The sequence below is a fragment of the Parageobacillus sp. KH3-4 genome, assembly GCF_022846435.1.
GTDB classification, from domain to species: domain Bacteria; phylum Bacillota; class Bacilli; order Bacillales; family Anoxybacillaceae; genus Parageobacillus; species Parageobacillus thermoglucosidasius_A.
On record NZ_AP025627.1, the window covers coordinates 3,410,014 to 3,434,477 of the forward strand.

Annotated in this window: 21 protein-coding genes, 2 pseudogenes and 1 riboswitch; of the genes and pseudogenes, 7 read left to right on the plus strand and 16 right to left on the minus strand. The window is 45.7% G+C overall.

Going from position 1 to position 24,464, the window contains the following annotated elements; translation table 11 throughout:
• Positions 1 to 5 precede the first annotated feature (5 nt).
• The 5 genes and pseudogenes from MWM02_RS17345 to MWM02_RS17365 all read left to right on the plus strand — a co-directional run bounded on the left by MWM02_RS17345 (position 6) and on the right by MWM02_RS17365 (position 5,805).
• Positions 6 to 194 (plus strand): type II toxin-antitoxin system antitoxin, encoded by a 189-nt coding sequence (locus MWM02_RS17345; RefSeq protein WP_064553359.1) that lies wholly within the window; start codon positions 6 to 8, stop codon positions 192 to 194.
• A 307-nt stretch (positions 195 to 501) separates the two neighbouring features.
• Positions 502 to 1,575: pseudogene (locus tag MWM02_RS17350) on the plus strand (XdhC family protein).
• 586 nt (positions 1,576 to 2,161) lie between these two features.
• Positions 2,162 to 4,489: a xanthine dehydrogenase family protein molybdopterin-binding subunit gene (locus tag MWM02_RS17355; RefSeq protein WP_244402552.1), complete on the plus strand. Its 2,328-nt coding sequence runs from the start codon at positions 2,162 to 2,164 to the stop codon at positions 4,487 to 4,489.
• Positions 4,476 to 5,309 (plus strand): FAD binding domain-containing protein, encoded by an 834-nt coding sequence (locus MWM02_RS17360; RefSeq protein ID WP_244402553.1) that lies wholly within the window; start codon positions 4,476 to 4,478, stop codon positions 5,307 to 5,309. The genes MWM02_RS17355 and MWM02_RS17360 overlap by 14 nt, the downstream gene beginning before the upstream one ends.
• Positions 5,310 to 5,313: 4 nt before the next feature.
• A complete protein-coding gene (locus MWM02_RS17365; RefSeq protein ID WP_244402554.1) occupies positions 5,314 to 5,805 on the plus strand; it encodes a (2Fe-2S)-binding protein in 492 nt (163 codons plus the stop codon).
• 171 nt (positions 5,806 to 5,976) lie between these two features.
• Here MWM02_RS17365 and MWM02_RS17370 read toward each other — a convergent pair whose 3' ends face one another.
• From MWM02_RS17370 to MWM02_RS17380, 3 genes and pseudogenes are all read right to left on the minus strand, one after another.
• Positions 5,977 to 7,293: a sensor histidine kinase gene (locus MWM02_RS17370; RefSeq protein ID WP_244402555.1), complete on the minus strand. Its 1,317-nt coding sequence runs from the start codon at positions 7,291 to 7,293 to the stop codon at positions 5,977 to 5,979.
• Positions 7,290 to 7,977 (minus strand): annotated as a pseudogene (locus MWM02_RS17375) (response regulator transcription factor). The gene MWM02_RS17370 and the pseudogene MWM02_RS17375 overlap by 4 nt, the downstream one beginning before the upstream one ends.
• A 62-nt stretch (positions 7,978 to 8,039) precedes the next feature.
• Positions 8,040 to 8,732 carry a hypothetical protein gene (locus MWM02_RS17380; protein WP_244402556.1) on the minus strand — a complete coding sequence of 231 codons (693 nt, stop codon included), beginning with the start codon at positions 8,730 to 8,732 and terminating at the stop codon, positions 8,040 to 8,042.
• A 323-nt stretch (positions 8,733 to 9,055) separates the two neighbouring features.
• Here MWM02_RS17380 and MWM02_RS17385 point away from each other — a divergent pair, with 323 nt between their 5' ends.
• Together MWM02_RS17385 and MWM02_RS17390 are read left to right on the plus strand one after the other, a co-directional pair.
• Positions 9,056 to 9,487: a MerR family transcriptional regulator gene (locus tag MWM02_RS17385; protein WP_064553375.1), complete on the plus strand. Its 432-nt coding sequence runs from the start codon at positions 9,056 to 9,058 to the stop codon at positions 9,485 to 9,487.
• Between the two features lie 3 nt (positions 9,488 to 9,490).
• Positions 9,491 to 10,642, plus strand: coding sequence for an MFS transporter (locus MWM02_RS17390; RefSeq protein WP_064553377.1), 1,152 nt, complete (start codon positions 9,491 to 9,493; stop codon positions 10,640 to 10,642).
• Positions 10,643 to 10,688: 46 nt separating this feature from the next.
• Here MWM02_RS17390 and MWM02_RS17395 read toward each other — a convergent pair whose 3' ends face one another.
• From MWM02_RS17395 to MWM02_RS17455, 13 genes are all read right to left on the minus strand, one after another.
• Positions 10,689 to 11,879, minus strand: coding sequence for a saccharopine dehydrogenase family protein (locus MWM02_RS17395; protein WP_256462222.1), 1,191 nt, complete (start codon positions 11,877 to 11,879; stop codon positions 10,689 to 10,691).
• Between the two features lie 3 nt (positions 11,880 to 11,882).
• Complete coding sequence (locus MWM02_RS17400) at positions 11,883 to 13,364, minus strand: aldehyde dehydrogenase family protein (protein ID WP_244402557.1); 1,482 nt, start codon at positions 13,362 to 13,364, stop codon at positions 11,883 to 11,885.
• 79 nt (positions 13,365 to 13,443) lie between these two features.
• Positions 13,444 to 15,102, minus strand: coding sequence for a thiamine pyrophosphate-binding protein (locus MWM02_RS17405; RefSeq protein ID WP_244402558.1), 1,659 nt, complete (start codon positions 15,100 to 15,102; stop codon positions 13,444 to 13,446).
• A complete protein-coding gene (locus MWM02_RS17410; RefSeq protein WP_244402559.1) occupies positions 15,099 to 16,277 on the minus strand; it encodes an aminotransferase class I/II-fold pyridoxal phosphate-dependent enzyme in 1,179 nt (392 codons plus the stop codon). The genes MWM02_RS17405 and MWM02_RS17410 overlap by 4 nt, the downstream gene beginning before the upstream one ends.
• 2 nt (positions 16,278 to 16,279) lie before the next feature.
• Positions 16,280 to 16,456, minus strand: a complete 177-nt coding sequence (locus MWM02_RS17415) for a hypothetical protein (protein WP_157778198.1) — start codon at positions 16,454 to 16,456, stop codon at positions 16,280 to 16,282.
• Positions 16,457 to 16,849: 393 nt separating this feature from the next.
• The gene (locus MWM02_RS17420) at positions 16,850 to 17,035 is read right to left on the minus strand and encodes a hypothetical protein (protein WP_064553390.1); all 186 of its coding nucleotides are present in this window, start codon (positions 17,033 to 17,035) and stop codon (positions 16,850 to 16,852) included.
• The gene (thiC, locus tag MWM02_RS17425; RefSeq protein WP_244402560.1) at positions 17,013 to 18,734 is read right to left on the minus strand and encodes a phosphomethylpyrimidine synthase ThiC; all 1,722 of its coding nucleotides are present in this window, start codon (positions 18,732 to 18,734) and stop codon (positions 17,013 to 17,015) included. The genes MWM02_RS17420 and thiC overlap by 23 nt, the downstream gene beginning before the upstream one ends.
• A 152-nt stretch (positions 18,735 to 18,886) precedes the next feature.
• A riboswitch (TPP riboswitch) is annotated at positions 18,887 to 19,001 on the minus strand.
• Positions 19,002 to 19,064: 63 nt separating this feature from the next.
• Positions 19,065 to 20,318, minus strand: coding sequence for a methyl-accepting chemotaxis protein (locus MWM02_RS17430; protein WP_064553396.1), 1,254 nt, complete (start codon positions 20,316 to 20,318; stop codon positions 19,065 to 19,067).
• 221 nt (positions 20,319 to 20,539) lie between these two features.
• Entirely contained in the window at positions 20,540 to 21,040 is a 501-nt protein-coding gene (locus tag MWM02_RS17435) for a hypothetical protein (protein WP_244402561.1), read from the minus strand.
• A gap of 246 nt (positions 21,041 to 21,286) precedes the next feature.
• Positions 21,287 to 21,712 (minus strand): DUF2935 domain-containing protein, encoded by a 426-nt coding sequence (locus MWM02_RS17440; protein ID WP_064553400.1) that lies wholly within the window; start codon positions 21,710 to 21,712, stop codon positions 21,287 to 21,289.
• Positions 21,713 to 22,028: 316 nt separating this feature from the next.
• Positions 22,029 to 22,439 (minus strand): RDD family protein, encoded by a 411-nt coding sequence (locus tag MWM02_RS17445; protein WP_064553402.1) that lies wholly within the window; start codon positions 22,437 to 22,439, stop codon positions 22,029 to 22,031.
• A 156-nt stretch (positions 22,440 to 22,595) separates the two neighbouring features.
• Positions 22,596 to 24,116, minus strand: coding sequence for a SpoIIE family protein phosphatase (locus MWM02_RS17450; protein WP_064553404.1), 1,521 nt, complete (start codon positions 24,114 to 24,116; stop codon positions 22,596 to 22,598).
• A gap of 2 nt (positions 24,117 to 24,118) precedes the next feature.
• Positions 24,119 to 24,451, minus strand: a complete 333-nt coding sequence (locus MWM02_RS17455; RefSeq protein WP_064553406.1) for an STAS domain-containing protein — start codon at positions 24,449 to 24,451, stop codon at positions 24,119 to 24,121.
• Between the last annotated feature and the right edge of the window lie 13 nt (positions 24,452 to 24,464).

Genomic DNA, 24,464 nt, shown 5'->3' on the forward strand with positions numbered 1-24,464 from the left:
GTGCTATGGCAAAAAAGAAAAATTTTCCTCTTCGTATTGACCCAGCTTTATACGAAATTATCGAACGCTGGGCGCAAGAAGAATTTCGTAGTGTCAACGCCCATATTGAATTTTTGTTGCGTGAAGCCGCCAAACAGGCCGGACGGTTAAATAAACGGAAAACAAAAAATGATCCAGATGTGGAAAGAAGCTAGCGTTTTGGCATCTCAAAACGCTAGCTTCTTTATTTTTCAGTCATCGCCATCTTCCAAAAGAATACAATGATAACAGAACCTTTTCTCCAGTAAAATAATTCCCTTCCTTAATGACCATTACACTCAGTGAAATGCAATCCACTTATTTGTTTGCTCTATATGTGAGCTAATGTCGTCATCATTAAACAACCGGCTTCACTACATAACATCATTTATACCATTGGGTATGCACAAAATCGCTAAGGCATGTTTTCCTAGATGTACACCATGTTCGTTGATCCAATGAAAGTAAGCGAGGGAAACAAAAATGGAAAGCTATCATGCCGTATTAGAAACGATTGCTTCTTCTCATGAACAAGGAGTATTAGCGACGATTATTCATGTCGATGGCTCCGCATATCAAAAAGAAGGTGCATGCATGTGGATTAGCGAAAGCGGGCGCACCACCGGACTGCTTAGCGGCGGCTGCTTGGAAGAAACGATCGCCATCCAGGCAAAAGATGTTTTGCAACATCAACGTGTCCATATTGCGACGTTTGATATGAAACAAGAAGATGATTTGTCGTGGGGGCAATGAGCTGGCTGCAACGGAAGCATTCAAGTTCTTCTCGAACCGGTCACAGCAGAAATGCGCGCGGATTGGCTGGCTGTGAAAGCATGTCTAGATCGCGGGGAACATGTGCTATTGGCAAGGAAGATTGACGAAGAAACGCGCGGAAGGGAAAATTTTTTATTTTGCAGTGAAAGCGGCAGACGTTTTGGCGGGTTTTGCGGCGAAATTCCGCCGAAACTAAAGCGTTTGCTTGATTCCGCTCCGCTTTTTCAGGGCAAAAACGGTGTGCACACCATCGACGGCGTTCCATTTTACATCCAACATTACTGGCCAAAGCCGCGCCTCGTGATTTTCGGCGCCAATCCGGATGCAAAACCGCTCGTTTCCTTCGCCAAACAGCTCGGGTTTTTCGTCATCGTCACCGATTGGCGTCCGGCGTTTTGCTCCGAAGAACATCTCCCTGATGCCGACGAATGGATCGTCGGCTTTCCTAGCGAGACAGTTCCGCATCTTTGTCTTAATGAACGCGACTTTGTCGTCATCATGACGCATCACTTTCAGCGCGACCAAGAAATTATCGCACTGCTGCGTGATCAGCCGCTCTACTATCTTGGCGTGTTAGGGCCTAAACGGCGCACGGCCCGGCTGCTTTCCGCCAGCGAAACACCAAGTTGGATTCATTCCCCCGTCGGCCTTGCCATCGGCGCGCGCGGCCCTGAAGAAATTGCTATTAGCATCATCGCTGAAATGATCAGCGTATTGCGAAACGGGCCGTTATCAAGGAAGAAAAAACAATGGACATGTCACGCATTATCGGAATTTATTTAGCCGTCGGACAAAGCTGGCGGATGGATAATCGCTTGCTTTCATTCGCAAGGAAAACACTGGGGCCGCCGCACTAAAGGCAGCGAGCCTCTCTTTTCCCGTGTTCTTGTTATTGTCCCACCGGACGATACGCTTACCTAGCTGGCCCCTGAATGAGTGCAACATAAAAAATGCACGATCATCCGCTGTTTCGATTGTTCACGTGGGCAAGCACATTCACTGCGATGCGAGATAAAACGGGCCATGCAAAGGCAGGCAGAAGCAATAGTTACTTTGCTTGCCGATCAGCCGTTTATCACGGAAAACGGTAATCAATGAGTTAATGGCACACTGTATGGCCAATATGAGACGGACTATATCGCTTTTACAAACAACGGGGATCGTCATGCCGCCTCGTTTTGTTTGCCCGCCCTACTTTTTCCGGTTTATTGCTTCTTGTCGGCAACGAAGGAGCGCGAAAACTCCTCCGCAGCCAAAGCAAGTGAAAAGGCATCACACCAGAAAACACCACAGAAAAAATATTTTTCGATGTCGATACGAAAGAGAAGATCTGCATGCCATCAAGCAAAATAAAAAAAGGAGGGATTGAATGGCCATCGGTAAAAGCGTCATTCGCAAAGAAGCATGGGACAAAGTGACCGGAAGAGCCAAATACACGAACGATTTCAAAGAAAAAGGCATGCTCCATGCCAAACTCGTTACCAGTCCGTACGCTCATGCGCGCATTCGCGCGATCGATGCCGAAAAAGCGCGCGCCATTCCCGGCGTGCGTGCGATTATCACCGGCGAAGGGCTGCCGCTGACAGGAGAAGACTTGCGCGACCGCCCTCCCATCGCCTTTGATAAAGTGCGCTATCATGGCGAAGTCGTTGCCGTCGTCGTTGCCGATACGCTTGTGCAGGCAGAAAAAGCGGCCAACCTTGTTCATGTCATCTATGAACCTCTTCCTGCCATCGGCAAACCAAGCGAAGCGCTAAAAGAAGGTGCCCCCCTCATCCATGAACAGCTAGGAAGCTACCAAAAGAACAAACATACCTATCCCGAACCGAATACGAACATCGCCCATCGTACGAAAATCCGCAAAGGCAATATAGAACAAGGCTGGGCGGAAAGCGACGTCGTTGTGGAAACGAGCGTAGCCTTTTCCCCTTCCGACCACGTGGCAATGGAAACAAGATGCGCCACTGCAGAAATTCTTCCCGACGGCAATATCGTTATTTCCGCTTCCTCCCAGTCGCCATTTATGATTAAAAAGCTCATTCATTCCTACTTTGGCGAAGATGTCGGCAACATTATCGTCCATACCCCGCTTGTCGGCGGAGCGTACGGCGGAAAAGCGCCTGTACAGCTTGAGCTTCTCGCCTATCTGGCAGCGAAAGCGGTGGGGGGAAGGAAGGTCAGCGTTTGGAATACAAGGGAAGAAGATATGATCACCTCTCCGGTCCATATCGGACTGGAGGCCACCGTCAAGCTTGGCGCCACAAACGACGGCTATATCAAAGCGGCGGAAATTCTGTTTTTGTTTGACGGCGGCGCTTATTCCGATAAAGCGATCGATGTCAGCCGCGCTGCAGCCGTCGACTGCACCGGGCCATACCATATCGAAAATGTTTGGTGTGATTCGCTATGCGTCTATACAAATCATCCATATGCCACCCCATTTCGCGGCTTCGGCCATAGCGAACAAGCGTTTGCCATCGAACGTGCACTAGACTTGCTCGCCGAAAAGCTAGATATGGACAAATGGGAATTGCGGCGCAAAAACGCGATCCGCCCTGGCCATACTACCCCGACGCGAGTGCCGTTAAACCGCAGCAACGTTGGCGACTTGCCCGCCTGTCTCGATCGTTTGCGCGAGCTAATGGAATGGGACGAATGGCAACGCATCGAAATCGATGCTTATACCGTACGGGCAAAAGGCATCAGCTGCGCGTGGAAAACATCCACGATTGACCCCGATGCCAGCTCTGGCGTCATTTTAACATTTAATCCCGACGGAAGCATCAATGTCATCTCTGGGGTGGTTGAAATCGGAACCGGAACAAAAACGATCCTCGCCCAAATCGTTGCTGAGAAATTAAAAATGGATGTCAACGATGTCTACGTCAAAATGGACATCGATACACAAACGACACCCGAACATTGGAAAACAGTCGGAAGCCGAGGCACCTTTATGGCGGGCAGGGCGGCGCTCGAAGCGGCGGACGATGCCATCCGCCAGTTAAAAGCGATCGCGTCTTGCGTGCTCCGCGCTTCAGCGGAAGATTTAGAAGTTGGCTATGGAAAAGTATTTTTACGCGATGACCCTAGCATCTACATCCCGGTTAAAGACATCGCCTACGGTTACAAATATCCAAACGGCAATGCGATCGGCGGGCAAATTATCGGACGGGGAAACTATATTTTGCGCCACATGACCCCGCTTGACAAAGAAACGGGCGCGGGCAAACCGGGGCCGGAATGGACGGTCGGCGCGGAAGGAGTGGAAATTGAATTCAACCGCCGTGACTACACGTATAAAATCCTCAAAGCGTTCGCCGTCATTGATATCGGCAAAGTGCTCAATCCGAAAGCCGCGCTCGGGCAGGCGATGGGGGCAATGAGCATGGGGCTGAGTTTTGCGAGCCGCGAAACGTTTTTATTCGACCGCTACGAACGGGTGCTAAATCCACAACTGCGCACTTATCGGCCCATTCGCTTCGGCGAACACCCGGAATATATTGTGGAGTTTATCGAAACGCCGCAAATCGATGCGCCATACGGAGCGCGCGGCGCTGGCGAGCACGGACTGATCGGCATGCCGGCCGCATTGGCAAACGCTTTGTCGCTCGCTGCGGAAGTGCCGCTCAATGAACTGCCGCTGTTCCCTGAGCTGATTTGGCGGAAAAAGAAAGGTGACATTCATGATTCCTTTTGAGATTACTTATCATCGCCCTCGCTCCATTGAAGAAGCGGTGCGGCTGTTTGACACCTTGCAGCAGCAAGGCAAAAAACCGCTCTATTACGGGGGCGGAACGGAAATTATTACGCTCTCCCGCCTCCATCTTGTTGCCGCCGACGCGGTCATTGACATTAAACATATTCCCGAATGCCGCGCGCTCAAATCCAATCCGCACGAACTCGTGCTCGGGGCGGCGGTGCCGCTGACCGCATTGGAAGAGGCCAATCCGTTTCCGCTCTTGACGAAAGCGGCAAGCGAAGTCGCCGACCGAACGGCACGCAACCAAATTACCCTCGGCGGCAATATTTGCGGGCAAATTTTTTACCGCGAAACGGTATTGCCGTTTCTGCTTTCTGACAGTCAAGCAGTCATTGCCGGAAAAGACGGCGTAAGGCAGTGCAGCATCCACGATATCTTTCAGCAGCACATGCGGCTAAAACCCGGACAATTTCTCGTACAAATGAAAGTTGACCGCTCCTACGCATCGCTGCCCCATTTCCATCGCAAGCGCCGCAAACAAGGCGAAGTCGGATATCCGCTTGTCACCGCCGCCGCCATCAAAAAAGACGGGCAAATCCGCGTGGCACTAAGCGGCGTGTGCCCGTTTCCGTTTCGCTCCAAAGAGATGGAGGAACAGTTAAATGCACGGCATCTCTCCTTACATGACCGCATTGCGGGAGCGGTCCGAGCTCTGCCGCGGCCAATTTTAGACGATATTGAAGGATCGGCGGCGTACCGTCTGTTTGTGCTTGAACAAATGCTTTTCGATATTATCGACGAGCTGGGAGGGGAGTAAACAAATGGAGGCCTCAACCAAATGTGAAATGCAATTGCTGGTGAACGGGGAAACGAAATCCGTCGTCGCCCGCCAAGGAGATACATTGCTATTCATTCTTCGGAACGAACTCGGTCTTACCGGAGCAAAACCTGGCTGCTTAAACGGCGACTGCGGCGCATGCACCGTATTAGTGGACGGCATCCCAATCAAATCGTGCATGATGCTTGCCATTGAAACGGTCGGAAAAGAGATTACTACGATCGAAGGGCTTTATAACACGCCGATTCAGCGCGCGTTTGTCGAACATTTTGCCTTCCAGTGCGGCTACTGCACCCCCGGCTTTATTATGAACGCCCATGCTTTAATAGAACGCCATCTCGACGCGGATGACAGTACCATTCAAGAATGGCTGGAATCGAACATTTGCCGATGTACGAGCTATAAAGAGATTGAGGCAGCAGTAAAAACTGTTTTAGCAAACCATTCAGCTATTCCTAACAAAGACCATTTTTGACAAAAACCAGGTGAGAAGCCACAAAGCATGTCATCTCATCCACCGCCGCGAAGCATGATTCCTGTTGTGCGGCTTACCGTTATTGGTATGTAACGGAGCAACATGCCAGCACAGGCCGTAAAATGGCCAACAACTTTGAAGCGTGAACGGATGAAGTTCACGCTTTTTTGGTTATGATGTAAATTGTATATAAAAAGCCACTCCTCCATTTTCGTTTGCTGCCCACACCTTTGCCTTATGAAGCTCAGCAATTCGCTGAACAATCGCTAGCCCCAAGCCAAATTTTCCTCTTTGACCAACCTGAAACTTCTTAAACACTTGTTCCAGCAAATGTTCTTCCATCTGCGGACCGTCATTCCAAATTCGTACAACCGCGCCCTTTGTGTTCACTTGGATCTGCGTCCGCGCGTAGCGCATTTGATTGTCTAAAATATTTTCAAAAGCAATTTTCCACTGCTCCGCATCACCCGTAATCACCATTTCAGATAATTCCATTTTAAATTCTAAGTCCGGACGATTCGGCTTCATCCGTTCTGCTACTTCTTCAAGCAAATGAGCAAGGTTAACTGGCCCATATTTTGGCTCTTGCGTTGCGTAATAATCCAATTTCGTTAAATATAACAAGTCCTTAATTCGTTTTTCTAGACGCATTGCTTCTTGCTTAATGACACTAACAGAGCCTTCCAGACTCCCCTTTGGAAATATCCCGTCCTCGATCGATTCTGCATAACTACGAATGACCATTACGGGTGTCTTTAACTCATGAGAAATATGCTGTAACATCGATTGCTGCGCTTCATCCTGCTGAACAAGCTTTATTCGCATCTTTTCAATGGAACGCGCCAAGCGTCCGATTTCATCACCACGATCTTGAACAAGGGGTTCATGCCAATCTCTTTCGGCGATGCGTCTGACATGCTTGTCCATCTCCCGTAACGGACGTGTTAAATATTTTGCCAACAAAGCGGCAGGAAGAGAGGCTACTAATAACGCTATTCCGATAATAAGGATGAGACGACGAAACAAGGTGCGCACTAAATCGTTCAAATACGAATCCCACATATAAGATACGAGGGCAACTTCTCTGCCAAGCGCCGTCCCTTTGCGGATGACATAATAAATTCGTTCCCCTTGGATTTTCCTTGTGTACCGTTTAGATACTTCCTCCTGTAAGAGGGCTTGTTTATATAACTGTTTTAAAACTTTTGGAGGCAGCTTGCTATCTTTCACCACTCCCACATGAGGCAAAAACACTAAATGGTTAACGCTGCGGTTGGACTGCCTGCTTTGATCCCTCACAATTGGATTTTCCTCAAAAACGTTACCAGCAAATCGATTCATTTGCGAATTTTCAATAATTCGGTACGTTTCCTCCATAAAAAAGCTGCGCAACGTTACAAAAATAAAAATCGCAATTAAAATGGAAAATACAAGTGTTATTCCCGCAAACACGCTCCATATTTGAATCGCTAACGGCTTGTTTTTCATGATGACATCATCCTATAGCCAAATCCGTAAATCGTCTCAATGCGCAAATGCGGCATTTTTTTTGCGCAATCTGCGCACAAGGTCATCTACCGCTCTGTCACTGCCGAAATAATCATCGCCCCACACCTTTTCAAGCAGTTGTTCTCTAGAAAATGCTTGAGTCGGATGATTCGCAAACACAAGCAATAAGTCAAATTCTTTTGAGGTTAATTCAACCACTTTACCTCCTTCTATAACCATGCGCTTGGCTATATCAATCGTATAAGGAGGAACGTGAACAAGCTGTGATGAACGTAACGGAACTGGCGACGATCTTTCATACACACGCGTTAACAGCTTTTTTGCTCTTATCACAAGCTCGCGTGATAAAAATGGCTTGGCTAAATAATCATCACTTCCTAATTCAAGCCCAAGTATGCGGTCTAAATCTGCGTCGCGAGCGGAGATAAAAATAACAGGCACATCGGGGCTAAAGCCTTTAATTTCGCGTAATAATTCAAAACCATCAACGTCTGGCAGCATGATATCCAGTATCCATAGATGCGGTTGATTTCTTTCCTTCAAAGCCATAAGCGCATCATTTCCATTGAAAAAAGAAGTTACATTCCATCCTTCCTTTTCTAAATAAGAAGCAAGCAAATGATTCAAATTTTCTTCGTCTTCAACTAAATAAATATCGTACATCCTTCATCCCTACTTACTTATTGGATTAAAAAAGGCCGTGTTCATCAACACGACCTAAACTATTATAATCCATTTTCTTTGTTAGCTGATTGATTTTGTTTTATCTTTTCAATCACTTGCGCCAATCTTTCATTTTCCGCTTTTAGGTGTTCAAGGAATTTTGGTAATAGTTCAGCAATCGCTTTTTCATCTTTCGATTCTACCGCTTCACGGAATTGCTTATGAAGCTCTCTTTCTTTTTCAATATCCTCTTTTACGGCAGGAAGATTTTCATCCTTCCATTTTTTTAATTGTTCCTTACGGTGATCTCTTGCTTCTTTTAGCTTTTGTTTGAACTCTTCTTTCGTAATTTTTCCTGATACTAGCTGATTAAGAAGTTCATCTAGTTCGGCTTCTCGCTCCTTAATTATTGCCTCACGCTTTTCTTTTAACATCTCTTTTGGATTTAAATCGCGCAATTCTTTTAAAAGCGCTTGACGCTTATCGATGGTTTGCTGCCATTCTTTTACATCTTCTGGCGCATATTGTTTAACCAGTTCTAACAATCTCTGTTCTTGCTGTTCATTCATTTGGAGATGTTTCACAAAATGTTTGCCGAATTTTCCATAATCTTTTAATATTGGCGTTGCTTCTAGAAAGTTCTCGAATTTTTTTGGAACTTGAACGTCTTCCGCCCCTCCTTTTTCAGCAGCAAAGACCGCCGTTGGAATCGCAATCATCGTTGCAAGCGCCACTGGAATCCATTTTTTCTTCATTAGATAACACACCCCTTTTGCCATTTGTTTTTGCTGCTAGCACGGTCATTATACATAAGGTATGTGGAAAAATTATCAAAGAAATATGGGAAATTGTGAAAAAAGATAAACCAACAACAAGCGATTCCCTTGATTAGAATAGAGGTGTCAACAAACCATTAACACAAGAAGGTTCATGTTTCATGCATAGACTGCCGCATTATCAAAAAATCTATATGTTTTTTGCTATATATACTATTCCTAATTGACAAAATCTAACGTTAACGTTAATGTTATATTTATGATAGCGACCTTTATTATGATGAATAAGCGAGAGGAACGAAATGAAACGATTCAAAATTGACGACGTCGCCAAAGAAACAGGATTAACAAAGCGGACGATCCGCTACTATGAAGAAATTGGCCTCATTAAGCCCCCTAAACGCAGCGAAAAAGGAACGCGCCTCTATTCGGAAGAAGATATCGAACAGTTAAAAAAAGTGATTGCCGCTCGCGAGGTACTAGGATTTTCGCTTCAAGAATTGCATCATTTTTTGACATTGAAGGAGGCGATCGAATCCCATCGCTTCGAGTATCGCAACGCTGTAAATCAAGACGAAAAAAAACAAGAACTGCAAAATATTGCTTCCAACCTTCGGAAACAAATCGACATGCTCAAGCAAAAGATGAAAAAAATGCTCGAACTAAAAAATGAGTTAGAACAACTCGAACAACGAATTCAAACGATTTTGCAGGAAGAAGAAAGGAGGGGATAAACCATGGAGGAAGGAAAACAAACACGCGCCCGTTGGATTACCGTGTTTGCGACATTTTTAGCATTTATGGGAATCGGTATTGTCGACCCAATTTTGCCGGTTATTGCCGAAAGTATTGGAGCAACTCATTGGCAAGTGGAAATGTTGTTTACCGCATATATTTTTACAATGGCCATCATGATGATACCATCGGGAATGATGGTGAGTCGCGTAGGGGATAAACGGATGATGGCAATCGGGCTTAGTATCGTTACTGTTGTTTCTTTATTGTGCGGCTTATCCAATACGATTCCGCAATTATCCATTTTCCGGGCTGGATGGGGGCTTGGAAACTCGATGTTTTTTGCTACCGCGATGACGTTATTAATTGCGTTAACACCGCAAGCAAACACTGCCGTCGGCCTTTACGAAGCAGCTATCGGCCTTGGGATGGCAGGCGGACCGCTTGTCGGCGGCCTTCTCGGTCAGCACTCATGGCGATACCCATTTATTGGAACAAGCATTTTCATTTTTATCGCACTTCTTCTGGTCATCTTTTTTGTTTATGATCCAAATAAAAGAAAATCGAGAAAAGCAGTCGGCATGAAAGAAATGCAACATTTATTAACATTCCCGCCTTTTCTCAAAGGCGCCATCGGCGCGATGCTATATTATTATGGCTTTTTCGTCGTGCTTGCGTATTCGCCATTAATCATCGGACTTTCTGCCATTCAAATCGGTTTTGTCTTTTTTGGCTGGGGGCTTTGCCTTGCGTATGGATCAGCGATTTTGGCGCATCGCTTGGAAAAAACGTATACACCAAAACAAACTTTGCCGTATAGCTTGTTAGTTTTTGCGGCGTTTTTGCTACTATTGTTTATCACTAAAAACACATGGTTATTGATCGCTTTCATTATTTTATCCGGTCTTGTTTCCGGTTTAAACAATGCTTTATTTACAAGCTATGTAATGGAAGTATCTCCGTATGAACGCGGCATTACTTCCGGAATGTACAACTTCGTCCGCTGGATGGGTGCTGCTATCGCCCCAGTGTTATCGGGGATTATCGGTCATTCGATTTCCGACAAAGCACCATTTATGGTCGCAATGGTTTTATCATTTATTGCCTTTTTAATTATCGGAAAACGACAACCTTCTTTGATGCAAACTAATTAAGACTGATTTTAGGTGGAAACTTTCCACCTAAAATCCAGCCTTCTGTTCATTCTTTTACATACTGTTTTTCTTTAATCACTACTCCTCGCTTTTCCATTTCCTTGATGTAAATGTCTCCTGGAACGATTTGCTCCGGCGGATAAACCCCCCGTTTTTGAATGGCTCCGCTTCCGATCATTTGCGCGACGACCGAGATCGTATTGGCAGTAGTCCGCGCCATCGCTGTCACGTTGTTTTTGCGGTCTTTCAACGTTACCGTTTCATATTCCAAAACCGTCTCTTTGCCGCTTTTGATTCCGCCGACAATGACCCGCAACAGCACGACATCCTCTTTATCTTTTAAATCCAAAAGCGGCGATAAAACCGCTAACAGCACGTCGCGCGGCTTCACTTTTTGTCCTTTTACTTCCACCTCGCAGTCGTTTCTTGTCAAATTCAAATCGACAAGCAGCTTAAATTTTTCCGCATGGCCTGGATAGCGGATCGTTTTATATTCCAAGCATTCCAATTGCGGATAAGAGTGGGACAGCGTGGAAGTCCCTCCTGATGTATGAAACGCTTCGAGCGGGCCAAATTGATCAAAATAAATCGTTTCCACTTCCGATAATGACGGGATTTCTTGCTTTTTCCCATCGCGAATAATGAGGGATGGATCGGTATAATGATCAAGCAGCCCTTCTAGCGAAAATACATGGTTGTATTCGAGCGGCGGCTCCGGACGTACAGGAATACCGCCGACATATAGTTTAATCGATTTTAACTCGTCTAATTTGCTCGCTCCGTACCCGGCCAAAATGTTGATCATTCCCGGCGCGACTCCTAAATCTGGAATGATCGTAACACCGGCTTGCTTTGCGTATTCATTTAATTGCAGCACCCTGTCGGTAATATGGCCGATATGCCCCCCTAAATCAACGGAATGCACGCCGACTTCGATCGCCGTTTTCGCCACCATTTCATTAAAACGATAAAATAACGCGTTAACGACAACATCGTGCTCACGCATCAGCGCTGCCAATTCTTTCTCATTCGCCGCATCGACTTGCTTTGCTTCCAGTTTGCTAGAATGCAATTGCCGGCAAGCGGTCTCTGCCTTCTGCATATCCACATCGGCTAACGTGACGGCGGAAACATCCTCACTTTGCCCCAAATCGCGCGCCGCCTCTTTTCCCATCAGTCCAGCTCCAAGCACTAACGCTTTCATAGCATGCGCCTCCTTATTCTTTCGCTGATGAATTCGTTATTCGTCAATATCGATTTGCGCCCGTTGCAATTTGCCGCTGAAATCAATATACACGCTTCTCCATTCGGTAAACACATCGAGCGCCGCGACGCCAGAATCGCGATGGCCGTTTCCCGTTCCTTTCATTCCGCCAAACGGCAGATGAATTTCTGCCCCGGTCGTGCCGGCATTGATATAGACAATGCCCGTATCTAAATCGCGCATCGCTTGAAACACTTTATTGACATCCCGTGTAAAAATAGAACTAGACAATCCGTAATCGACACTGTTGTTCACAGCAATCGCTTCTTCTAAACTATTGACGGAAATGATCGAAACAACTGGGCCGAAAATTTCTTCGCGCGCAATGCGCATCGTCGGTTGAACATCGGTAAAAAGAGTAGGGGCATAATAATAGCCTTTTTGATACTCTCCATCCCGCAAAATATAGCCCCCGGTTAACAGCTTTGCACCTTCTTCCTTGCCGATTTGCACATAATGGTCAATTTTTTGCAGCGCCCCTTCGCTAATGACCGGGCCGACTTTGACGTTTTCGTCCAATCCGTTTCCAATCGTCAATGTCTTCATTGCCTCTAGCAATCTATTTTCTAACTCTTCCTTCACCGCTTCATGAACAATAACGCGACTGCATGCCGTACATCTTTGTCCTGACGTACCAAATGCGCTCCACAAAATCCCTTCTGCCGCTAACGACAAATCTGCGTCATCCATGACAATGACGGCATTTTTTCCGCCCATTTCTAGCGACACTTTTTTCAAGCGACGTCCGCACTTTTCAGCAATAATCCGCCCGACTTCGTTTGATCCAGTAAAGGAAATCACTTGCACGTCTGGATGCTCTACCAACGCATTCCCTGTCGTTGGACCGTCGCCGTGAACGACGTTGAACACCCCTTTTGGCAATCCTGCTTCTTCGAATATTTTCGCTAGTTCCCGTGCCATCAATGGTGTTTCCAACGCTGGCTTCCATACGACCGCATTGCCGGCAACAATGGCCGGGAATGACTTCCACGTCGCAATCGCAATCGGAAAATTCCACGGAGTGATGATGCCGACAACTCCAACTGGCACGCGAACGCTCATCGCAAATTTATCTTTTAATTCCGAAGGAGTCGTATCGCCGAATAACCGTCTTCCTTCGCCAGCCATATAAAATGCCATATCAATTCCTTCTTGCACTTCCCCGCGCGCTTCCTCGAGCACTTTTCCCATTTCCATCGTTAGTAATCTAGCGAGCTGTTCTTTTCTTTCTTTTAATAAATAGCCGACTTTATATAACACTTCGGCCCGTTTTGGCGCCGGTACGAGCGCCCACTGCTTTTGCGCGGCCTTCGCCGCTTTTACCGCTTCATCGACATCCGCTTCGATCGAAACCGTCACTTCTCCAATCGTTTCGCCGTTTGCCGGATTGATCACCGGAACAAATTGCTTGCTAATTGACGCTTTCCATTCCCCATTCACAAAATTCAATACTTTCACAAGCCAGTTTCCCCCTTAGTCATTTATTGTTTCTATTAGAAAATTTATGCATAGACTATCATGGCTATTATGCAAATGTTTACCGAGAATTCGACCGCTTTCGCAGCTCGTCAATCGTCGCGGTCACGGAAATTTGGTTTGGATCTGTCATGACTTCGATCACCGTTGGTTTTGTTTCGTTAAAGGATTGAATGAGCGCTCTAGTAAATTGGTCTTCTGTTTCTACGCGAATGCCGGTGGCATTTAAACATTTCGCTAATTCGGCAAACGATACATCCCCTAAATCCGTCCCGATGACCCGTTTCGGAAAGTGCAGCTCTTGATGCATGCGGATGGTTCCATACATGCTATTGTTAAAGACGATACTAATAATCGGAATATGATATCTGGCAGCGGTCTCTAGCTCTTGCATCGTCATCATAAAACCTCCATCTCCTGATAGAGAAACGACGATACGCTCCGGGAAAGCAAGCTTGGCGCCAATCGCTGCCGGCATGCCATATCCCATCGCTCCGGAAGTAGGGCCGATATACACCTGTTTTTCGGTAAATTGGAAAAAGGCATGCAGCCAGCCGGCGAAATTGCCGGCATCATTGGTGATGATCGCATCGTTTGGCAAATGTCGTTGCAAGCTGGCGATGATCGCTTCATTGAAGTTCCGTTTTTCCGCCGGAAGCGCCGATGCTTGTTCATATTGTTTCCGTCTCGCTGCCGCCCAATCGTGCCAGGACGGCTGCACGGCGATTTCTAACAATTTTAAAAGCGTTTCTTTGCAATCTGCTAGGATGGAAATGTCCGGTGGATATACTTTTCCTAGCACATCGCTGTCGATATCGATATGAATCAGCGTCTGATCCGGCGAGAGCAAACGATAATCTTGCGTCGTCACTTCCGATAATCTCGTTCCGATCGCGATCACGGCATCGGCCTGCTTCACTGTTTCGATAATGGGTTTTGGTGTTCCTAGGCCGAGATGCCCCACATAGAACGGATGGTCATTTGGAAACACATCATGTCGCCGAAAAGCAGCCACTACAGGAATGGAATATTTTTCAGCAAATAACCGCAATAGCTGTTCTGCCTTAGCCAGCTTTACTCCTCCACCGGCGATGACAACCGGCCGTTTCGCCCTTTGCAATATCTCTTGAACGCTCCGCACATCCTCTGCGCTTGGAGCAGGTCTCGGTACATCTACATCCGAAACTACCGCTTCGGCAATATCTTGAAGAAATATATCTTCCGGAAGCGAGATGACGACAGGTCCTGGCCTGCCCGTTCTCGCGATGCGAAACGCCCGCTGCACCAGCTCCGGTATTCGTTCTGCCTCGCGAATTTCCACCGTCCATTTTGCAATCGGCTGGAAAAAGCGGTCTAAATCGACTTCCTGAAATCCTTCCCTGCCGCGGAAATAGCTGTGCACTTGCCCTAAAAATACAACCATCGGCGTGGAATCTTGTTTTGCTGTATGGACGCCAATCGCTAAGTTAGCGCCGCCGACTCCCCGCGTCGCCAGCACGACTCCCGGTTTTCCCGCCGCTTTTGCATAGCCTTCTGCCATAAAGGAAGCGCCGCCTTCATGGCGGGCCGAAATCAGTTGAAGTGAAGGCTCATCGAAAATGGCATCCATCAGCGGCAAATAGCTTTCTCCCGGCACGCAAAATATATGGGAGATGCCCTCCCGTTTCAGGCAATGAACGATTGCTTTCGCCGCGGTGATATTGCGGATTGTCTGCTTCATCGTTTCTCCGCCTCCCAATTGACTTGTTTCCACCGCTCAACCGCCTGCCGCAGCCGCTCTATCGGTGCGGATAAGGATAACCGGACATATCCTTCCCCCGACGGCCCAAACGCTGTTCCTGGAGTAACAATTACGCCCGCATCTTCAAGCAGCTTCGCGGCAAATTGTTCGGAAGAATACGCTTTAAAAACAGGAATCCATAGGAAAAAGGTCGCTTTTGGACGCTGGACTTGCATCCCCAACGCCTGCAGCTCCTCAACCATCATATTCATTCGCTGCTCATAGATTTGGTTATTTGCTCGCACATACTCGTGGTCGCTCGTCAGCGCTGCCGCAGCCGCTTTTTGAATCGGAAGAAACTGGCATGTATCGGTGTTGCTTTTAATAATCGAAAGCGCTTTAATCACATCCTTATTTCCGACGATATAACCGATGCGGCAGCCCGCCATGTTATAACTTTTTGACAAGGAACCGAATTCGACCGCTACTTCCTTTGCCCCATTTATTTGTAGAACGCTCGGCGCTTTAAATCCTTGAAAAGTAACAAACGAATAGGCAGAATCATGGGCGATGAAGATGCGGTGCTTTCTTGCCAGCGAAGCCGCCTCGGCGAATGTATCCATGCCGGCAGTAGCCGCCGTTGGATTGCTCGGATAATTTAAAAACATGATTTTGGCATCTTCATAAATAGCCGAAGGGAGCTTGGCAAAAAGAGGAACATAGCCATTTTTCGCATCGAGCGGCAAATAAACGCTTTTCCCCCGGGCGAAATGCACGGCAGTGCGGTAAACAGGATAACCTGGGTCAGGAACCAATACGGTCTCACCCGGATTAAGCACAGCCTGCAGCAAATGAACAATTCCCTCTTTTGACCCGATTAACGCTAACACTTCGGTATCAGGATCCAACTGCACCCCATATTCCCGCTCGTAAAAAAGCGCTACCGCTTCCCGATATTCCTTGCATCCCGCATACGGCGAATACGTATAATTGGTTGGCTCGTTTAACTCCTCTTTTAATTTTTCCACTATAAAAGGCGGCGGCGGTAAATCAGGAGCTCCGATCCCTAAATCAATGACATCGATCCCCTTCTTGACCAGCTCTTCTTTTTTCTTTTGAAACTGCGAAAATACATAAGGAGGCATCGTTTGGACGATATCGGAAAACATATTCATCCCTATCCTCTCGCATAAAATAATGCCTTCTCTCCTAATCTATGCTTTTGCTCGCTTATTTCATTCATGGCGTCAACGTTGGCAAACATAAAGGCGATCAGAACGGCGAATCTTTCGTCCAAATAAAAATAAGCGGCCAGTATCATCAATGAGGCGATGATGATACTGGCCGTTGCCATACATACAAATGCCCATAAAGGCGCCGCAATAGACTGCGTAGCTGTTTTCGTACATCTTATATATTTACGCGGCAAGGGGACATGCGCCCTTGTCGCGGGTGGCTGCAGAAACGTTCCATTACAAGGGAACGGATTCCCATCGATACGTACTTCCATTCGACAAATTCGAAAATCCCTTCTTTTCCGCCTTCCTTTCCCAGCCAAAAATCCGTGTTCCGCTTCCCTGTAATTCAGCATTTGCAAACGCCACGCCACAAGCGATCCAATATGCTTTCATAATATAAAAAAGTGCGAAAGAAACAACTAAAAACAAAAATAAAAAAGCTAATTCATCTTCCCTATTCCAAGTAAAAGATGAATTAGCCATCTATCCTCTTTGTCCAATGATGCTATTCAATAATATAAAATCTCTACATAATGACATTTGACGCATTTGCGCATAAACGGTGTCTCGAAAAACGAATGCCGGCAATTTTTTTGAATATGGGCGATTTGCTGTTCCAATTTAAAAATTTTCTCTTTCAGTTCGGCAATTTCCTTTTGCAGCTCTTGAACGTCAACGATAGAGGGATGAGCCATTTTCGACAAACTCCTTCGCTTTTTGTTTCATCCCTTCTGCTTTGACCGCTCGCTGCAAATCATGGGAAATTTTCATTGAACAAAACTTTGGCCCGCACATTGAGCAAAAATGCGCGACTTTCGCCGCCTCAGCCGGCAATGTTTCATCATGATATTCCCGCGCCCGGTCCGGATCAAGCGAAAGATTGAATTGGTCGTTCCAGCGAAACTCAAAGCGCGCTTTTGATAGCGCGTCATCGCGCTGTTGCGCTCCAGGATGCCCTTTTGCCAAATCAGCGGCATGGGCGGCGATTTTATAAGCGATTACTCCTTCACGCACATCTTCTTTATTTGGCAGGCCTAAATGCTCTTTTGGCGTCACGTAACAAAGCATCGCTGTTCCGTATGCGCCGATAAGCGCCGCCCCAATTGCGGACGTAATATGGTCATATCCCGGCGCGATGTCGGTCGTAAGCGGTCCCAACGTGTAAAACGGCGCGCCTTTGCAAATTTCCACTTGCTTTTCGACGTTTTCTTTAATTTTATGCATCGGCACATGCCCCGGTCCTTCGATCATCACTTGCACATCATGCTTCCAAGCGATTTCCGTTAATTCTCCGAGCGTCTCCAATTCGGCAAACTGCGCTTCGTCGTTCGCATCGGCAATCGATCCCGGCCGCAGCCCGTCTCCAAGCGATACGGCAATATCGTACGTTTTCAAAATCTCGCATATTTCATCAAAATGCGTGTACAAGAAGTTTTCTTCATGGTGAGCCAAACACCATTGCGCCATAATCGAACCGCCGCGCGAAACGATGCCGGTCGTCCGGTTTACCGTCATCGGTATGTAGCGAAGCAATACCCCCGCGTGAATGGTAAAATAGTCGACCCCTTGTTCTGCTTGTTCGATGAGCGTATCGCGGTAAATCTCCCATGTTAAATCTTCGACAACGCCATTGACTTTTTCGAGCGCCTGGTAAATCGGAACCGTCCCGACAGGCACAGGAGAGTTGCGAATAATGTATTCCCTTGTGGCATGAATATGCTTTCCGGTTGACAAGTCCATAATCGTATCAGCGCCCCAGCGCACCGCCCACAGCATTTTTTCGACTTCTTCTTCAATGGACGATGTTACCGCAGAATTGCCAATATTCGCGTTAATTTTAACGTGAAAGCGGCTTCCGATAATCATCGGTTCGCTCTCCGGATGGTTAATATTCGAAGGAATAATCGCTCTACCCGCAGCTACTTCTTGGCGCACAATTTCCGGGTCTATATTTTCGCGAATCGCGACAAACTCCATCTCTGGCGTAATAATTCCTCGTTTTGCGTAATGCATTTGCGTAACGGTTTTCCCTTTTTTAGCGCGCAGCGGTTTTCTCCTGAAAGGAAGGATCATTTCTGATTGCTTTCCATTGCGGAATCCGTTATCTTCCGGTTTCACTGGGCGACCTTCGTATTCTTCAACGTCTCCCCTTTCCAAAATCCAGCGTTTTCTTAACGGCGGCAATCCTTTTTGAATATCTGGCTGAAAATCAGGATCAGTGTACGGCCCGCTTGTGTCATAAACACAAACAGGTTCATTTTCAATGATTCCTGTTTCCGTCTTTGTCGGACTTAACGCGATTTCCCTCATCGGAACGCGAATATCCGGACGGGAACCTTCGATGTACACCTTTTTGCTGGCGGGAAATTGCATGAAAGATGCGATGTTTTGCATGTCACTTCTCCTCCTTCAAAATAGTGGTGAAGACCTGAGGTTACACCAAAACGCGGGGGGCGATGGGCGGGAAATATGTGGAGAAAATAAAACGGGTTCCCCAAGGAACCCGATGGAACGCAAATAGCCGAAACGTACGCAACAAACACATACACTCCCGCTATCTACTTCCCTACGCTGGCATAACCCAGATCAGGTTCAAAGGGTCAAAGAACTTAAGCGCGTTCTTTTCTCAGTCCAAGCTATTGGACTCCCCTAGTAGATAAGCGATAAACTTATTTAATTTTTTTTAATATTAACATATTTATAAAGCAGTGTAAACACACTTTCTTATACGGTGAACCGTTTTAACATCGCTTGCATATTTTCTGCCATTTCGCTTAACGATGACGCCGATGAAGTAACTTCCTCAACCGACGCCATTTGTTCCTGCGTCGCCGCCGAAATATTCGCCGATCCGGAAGCAGATTGTTCCACCATCTCCGCCATATAGCCAATGGAAGCAGCTACCTGCTTCGCGTTTTCCGTCATTTGTTCGATCGTCGCCGATACTTGTTCGATTTGAACGTTGACTTCGCTAACGGATTCGCGAATTTGTTCAAAAGACCGCTCTGCCGTTTGCACAACATGAAGCCCTTGCGATACCTCGTTGACGACCGTTTCCATCGATTCGACCGCTTTTTCCGTTTCTTCCTGAATATATCCAATTAGTTGAGAAATTTGCTGTGCCGACTGTGCGGACTGCTCCGCCAATTTGCGAACTTCATCCGCCACAACAGCGAATCCTTTCCCTTGTTCTCCGGCTCTTGCCGCCTCAATCGCCGCGTTTAAGGCAAGCAAATTCGTTTGTGAAGCGATGCCGGTAATTACCTGTGTAATTTGGCCAATTTCGTTTGAACGCTCTCCCAGAGCTTTAATCACTTGTCCAAGCGACTGGACGTGTTCATAAATAAACCGCATTTGCTCTTCCATTTGCGAAATCGATTGCTTTCCAGATTGCGCTTTTGCTGACATTTCATTCGCGTTTGTAGAAACGTTCCTCGTTTTGTCAGCTACTTGTGTGAGAGTATCAGAAATTTCATTCATTGCCTGCGAGGTTTCTTGCGCCGTTTTTGCTTGCTGCTCGGAACTAGACGCAATCGCTTCCATTGTCGATGCGATTTGTTCGGTCGCTTTTGCCGTCTGTTCAGCAATGTTCGTTAATTGTCTGGAAAATTGCGTCATCTCATCGGAATGGTGCTGAATGCTGGCGATGACTTTCTGCCAAGCCTCCGCCATTTTATTGAGCGACACGGCAATCGGTTTTAACTGTCTCACTTCATTCATAGGAACACGCGCCAATAAATCTCCATTGGTCATCTTGTCTAAATGCTGATTGATAATAGCGATCGGGGCAATAAATCGACGATAGTTTAACATCGCAGAAACGACTCCGACTACAGCACCAAATAATATAGTCGCAGCAAGCGTCCACCAAAACGCCGCACTGCTAATGCCATTCGCCATACATACACCAAGGCCGATGAAAGCAGTGCCAGGAATGACAATGAACATCGTGCGCAAAATATAACTATGTAATGACAACCTTTTTCCTGGTTACTAAAATCTATAAAAATCGACTCATCGCGATGGAACCAGGAAACACCGCTTGCCGCTCAGGAAACACCTGAGTTCCACCAGGAAGGGAATCCCCTTGTCATTCACCTGCTGTGAAAGACACCCCGTGGCTCGCTGTTAGCGACGGCACCTGTCGTGCACTATTCCTTCCATTGGTCAGTGCACGACAACGATTTTAGCAACCAGGTCTACACCTCCTTTAGTTGAATTTGGTACTGATTCATCCAGCAGAATTTGTGTAATATATTCCATAATGACCATTTATGTTCCTTTTTGAAGTTCTCTATCTTTTTTAGCATCATATCTAGATATTGCCGTTGTTTTGTTCCGCTTTTCGATTGCTTGTAGGATTCTTCCATCGGCCCTGACACAGCAATCAAATGGTGTTTCACTTTCGTTTTTATGGTCTCCATGAGCTCTCTTGGCAATCGTTCATGATACCTTAATCCCCTCCTGCCAATCACCAAAGCGGCACTTTTATGGACGGATAATCCATACTTTTTCATATACTTGAAACGTCCGATGACGCTGGTATACGCCGGATTCACCTTTTTGATGCGAACCCCAAGCCTTAAACCTCGACGAAGAATTGTTTCCGCCAGCTTTTTCTTTTTGAAATGGTGGGTCAAACGATTGAATCGTTTGTCCGTATCGTGCTGCTGTCTTAGTTGAATGTTTTCAATGACCACCGCCCCAATAGATGTTTAACAAACTGCTTATACCTCCTTTTTTTCTATTAATTATATCATTATTTTCTAAAAAAGATATATTCATCCTTTTTATTTTTCTAATATAATAATTGCAAAACATAAAACAAACTATTAACCTTTATGTATGAAAAATTATTTTTTCATCACTACTTGCTTGTTAACCACTTATTCTCTGCTCTTTTTCAAACAAGCAAAATGCCTATCCGAGAAGAATAGGCATTTTCCTTATTTTCCATATAATAACAATTGAGCGATGCCAATAAAATATTCTGACTCACGAATAATATGGTTCAACACTACTTTTGCCGTTGGATTTTTGCCCACTGCTTTGCTTTCCGTTTTTATTTGTTGGCACAGCTTAATAAAGTCAAGACTTTGCTGTAAGCAATGAGATACTAGCTGCAACACTTGTTGGTAAAGCTGATAAGAAACGTAATATCCCGCGCGAACGACCGATTCAATAAAACGCACTACTTGCTGATGTGTTGCAGAAAGCGCTTCTTCCCATTTTTTCAGCGCCTCGACATAAGCCGGCTCTAAACCGCTAACAAGCTCGCGAATAACGACCGTATGCTCCTCTTCTTGATGTTTCCAGAATTCCGCTTCGTCTAAAATACGCAGCGGCATTTGCTGACCGTAATAAAATTGCATGAACATCCCCCCATATTGCATGATATGAGGAGAAATACAACAGTATGAAATTACTATTTATCATACGAGTTTTATTAAGCGTTTTTTAGTTTCTTTGCTCCTCTCCCGGATTTTTTGATGATTTTTTAAGCCACGCTACTTCAATTAACTAGAAGGAATTTTCCATCACTGCCGCGACGACGAAAACTTCTTGTACCATTTTTTCTCCCCTTAACTGTCACAAATTATGTTCATTTTCACCATAAAAAAACGGGTATCTTCTCAGACATCCGTCCTTTTATGATCAATCATATGACCCCAAACACCCACATATCCATTATGCTGGTTTCCCTGTTGTCACATACGTCCCAGCGATAAAATCATGAATCGAACGTTTATCTTCGCGCGCCGCCACCATGATAGCACTAATAACCAGTGCGATGCCGAACGTTACCGCATAAACAAGCCCGCCGACAACGGACCGCAAAAACATTGTCCCGATTCCGACTTTTTCGCCATTTACTTTTGCGATGCGAATGCCCAACAACTTTTTCCCCACTGTATATCCAGACCAAACCGCCGGCACAATTAGGGCGTAAACGATGTTGGCTACCGTAGTGAACCAATTATCCTCCCAACTTCCCGTAATAAGGTAACCGATAAACACTAACGGCACACCGACAATAAGGCCGTCTAATAAACCAGCCGCTAATCGTTTCCAAAATCCCGCTGGGTTCCTCACCATCATACATTCCCCTTTCTTTACGTTCCTTACTGCAATCATATTCATTACCATCGCATCCGATTCATGGAAGATGCCCTATCCTCATCATACCGGTTCATCTATTCATTGACAATAATCAATTGCCAAGCTTGTGAAAAACCGTTATACGTCTTGCCGCAGTTAATGCAGTTTCGCCACGACTAGGGAAATGTCATCGATGAATTGATACTCTTCTTTGAACATTTTATTCATATGCGCTATCATGCTTCTGCTCTCTAAATGGATAAATGACTTCAGCTTTTCCCGAAATATTTCAATATTTGTTCTAACCGAACTATTTGGTTCTTCAATCACTCCATCCGAGTACAACACTAATGTCGCTCCTGGGGCGTAATTTAATTTTCCTGTTTCTACATGAAGATACGATAATAACCCGATCGGGGCACAGCCTCGATCCAGCTCCTCCACTAAACCGTTTTTGTGAAACAAAAAACCAGGAGGGTGGCCGGCAGAAGCATATTCGATGAACCTTTTTTTTGTGTTTACCATCACGTAAACGGCAGTGAAATAATACGTATTCATTCGTCCATCTTCATGATATAACAGCCGCATATGTTTATTTAGCTCATGAAAAACTTCCTTCGGATAAATGCATTTTCGAATTACTCCGTTTAATAATGAGCGAACCGACATGCAAATAAGCGAAGCGGCTACCCCGTGCCCCATCACATCCATTAAAAAAATGCCGTATCGGTCATTATCGATCTGATACCAAGCGTACATATCCCCGCCCAATTCTTCCGAAGGAACGTACATTCCATATATATCAATGCTTTCCGTTTTTAGCGGCTTGCTTAATACACGTTTTTGCACTTCCTGCGCCAGCTTTAAGTCATCTTTTAAGCTTGTTATGGTCTTCCCATTTTCGGAAAATATAAAAAGATAGAAAATCGGGCGCCCTTCTTTATCATGAATCGCTGTAATCGTCGTTTGCTGAACGTACACTTCTCCATTTTTTCGGCGCCCCCGCAGCCTCCCTCTCCACTGTCCTTTTTCTATGACAGTTTTTCGAATCGTTTGATAAAAGTTTTCATTGTAGTAGCCAGAATGCAGAAAATCTAATGATAAACCGATTGCTTCCGATCCATATCCCGTGATTTCTGTAAAGGCAGGATTAATAAATTGAATTAGCCCATTTTCATCCGTGATCAATATAGCCTGTTGCACATGTTCATATACTTTTTCTGCAAGCAAAAGCTTTTCCCGCATTTTCTTTATCTCTGTAATATCAGTCACCACTCCGCTTAACATCGCTAGCTTCCCATTTTCATCAAATGCGGGAAACGTTTGGTCAAGAACCCAGCGAACGGTCCCATCCCGCTGATGAATAATGCGATATTCATACTCAAAGCTATTGCCTTTCCAAAGCACCGACCGCCTTTTCTGAACCTTTTCTCGATCTTCCGGATGAATGACTTTTTTCCATATCTCTACATCCCGATAGAAAGCTTCAGGCGGCACCCCGCAAATTTTTTCACAAGACGGGGAAACAAAAATAAACCGCCTTTCCGCCAAATTAACTAGCCAATAAGCTTGATCCGCTTTATTATAAAGTGTGTTCCATTCGTCAAGAAGCTGCAACAGATCTTTTAACGAGATGTTTTTGTCTTTCTTCGTCTTCTGCAAAAGCTTATGAATCATATTCATTCTCCATAAAAATAATTGATTGCGTCTTTTTCCGTATCGAAAAGTTTAATAAACGAAGCAAACTTAACGATATGAAAAATTTCTTGAAGCGAATCTTGAATTCCGGCGATGACTAACTCCTTTCGCTGTTTTCTCGCTGTCATGACGCTATCAGCAATGATGCCAAGGCCAGCGCTATTAATATATTTCACTTGTTCCATGTTTAATATGAGATACTCAGCCGGATTTTGGATAAATTTTGCCATCGCTTTTCGAAACTGCTCGGTATTGTTCAAAGTAATATCTTCATTCCATACGAAAATATCAATGTGTTCATGCTGTGTCCCCATATTTCGTTCCTCC

Excerpts from the sequence above, each read along its gene's own strand:
- thiC (WP_244402560.1), bottom strand. The coding sequence starts at position 18,734 with ATGCAAAACATCGCATCTTTCATGCAATTTCCCGCCAGCAAAAAGGTG.
- MWM02_RS17455 (WP_064553406.1), bottom strand. The coding sequence starts at position 24,451 with ATGGGGACACAGCATGAACACATTGATATTTTCGTATGGAATGAAGAT.
- MWM02_RS17360 (WP_244402553.1), top strand. The coding sequence starts at position 4,476 with ATGATTCCTTTTGAGATTACTTATCATCGCCCTCGCTCCATTGAAGAA.
- MWM02_RS17370 (WP_244402555.1), bottom strand. The coding sequence starts at position 7,293 with ATGAAAAACAAGCCGTTAGCGATTCAAATATGGAGCGTGTTTGCGGGA.
- MWM02_RS17390 (WP_064553377.1), top strand. The coding sequence starts at position 9,491 with ATGGAGGAAGGAAAACAAACACGCGCCCGTTGGATTACCGTGTTTGCG.
- MWM02_RS17440 (WP_064553400.1), bottom strand. The coding sequence starts at position 21,712 with ATGCAATTTTATTACGGTCAGCAAATGCCGCTGCGTATTTTAGACGAA.
- MWM02_RS17405 (WP_244402558.1), bottom strand. The coding sequence starts at position 15,102 with ATGAAGCAGACAATCCGCAATATCACCGCGGCGAAAGCAATCGTTCAT.
- MWM02_RS17450 (WP_064553404.1), bottom strand. The coding sequence starts at position 24,116 with ATGATTCATAAGCTTTTGCAGAAGACGAAGAAAGACAAAAACATCTCG.
- MWM02_RS17445 (WP_064553402.1), bottom strand. The coding sequence starts at position 22,439 with ATGATGGTGAGGAACCCAGCGGGATTTTGGAAACGATTAGCGGCTGGT.
- MWM02_RS17420 (WP_064553390.1), bottom strand. The coding sequence starts at position 17,035 with ATGGCTCATCCCTCTATCGTTGACGTTCAAGAGCTGCAAAAGGAAATT.
- MWM02_RS17365 (WP_244402554.1), top strand. The coding sequence starts at position 5,314 with ATGGAGGCCTCAACCAAATGTGAAATGCAATTGCTGGTGAACGGGGAA.
- MWM02_RS17385 (WP_064553375.1), top strand. The coding sequence starts at position 9,056 with ATGAAACGATTCAAAATTGACGACGTCGCCAAAGAAACAGGATTAACA.
- MWM02_RS17380 (WP_244402556.1), bottom strand. The coding sequence starts at position 8,732 with ATGAAGAAAAAATGGATTCCAGTGGCGCTTGCAACGATGATTGCGATT.
- MWM02_RS17355 (WP_244402552.1), top strand. The coding sequence starts at position 2,162 with ATGGCCATCGGTAAAAGCGTCATTCGCAAAGAAGCATGGGACAAAGTG.
- MWM02_RS17410 (WP_244402559.1), bottom strand. The coding sequence starts at position 16,277 with ATGAATATGTTTTCCGATATCGTCCAAACGATGCCTCCTTATGTATTT.
- MWM02_RS17345 (WP_064553359.1), top strand. The coding sequence starts at position 6 with ATGGCAAAAAAGAAAAATTTTCCTCTTCGTATTGACCCAGCTTTATAC.
- MWM02_RS17415 (WP_157778198.1), bottom strand. The coding sequence starts at position 16,456 with ATGGCAACGGCCAGTATCATCATCGCCTCATTGATGATACTGGCCGCT.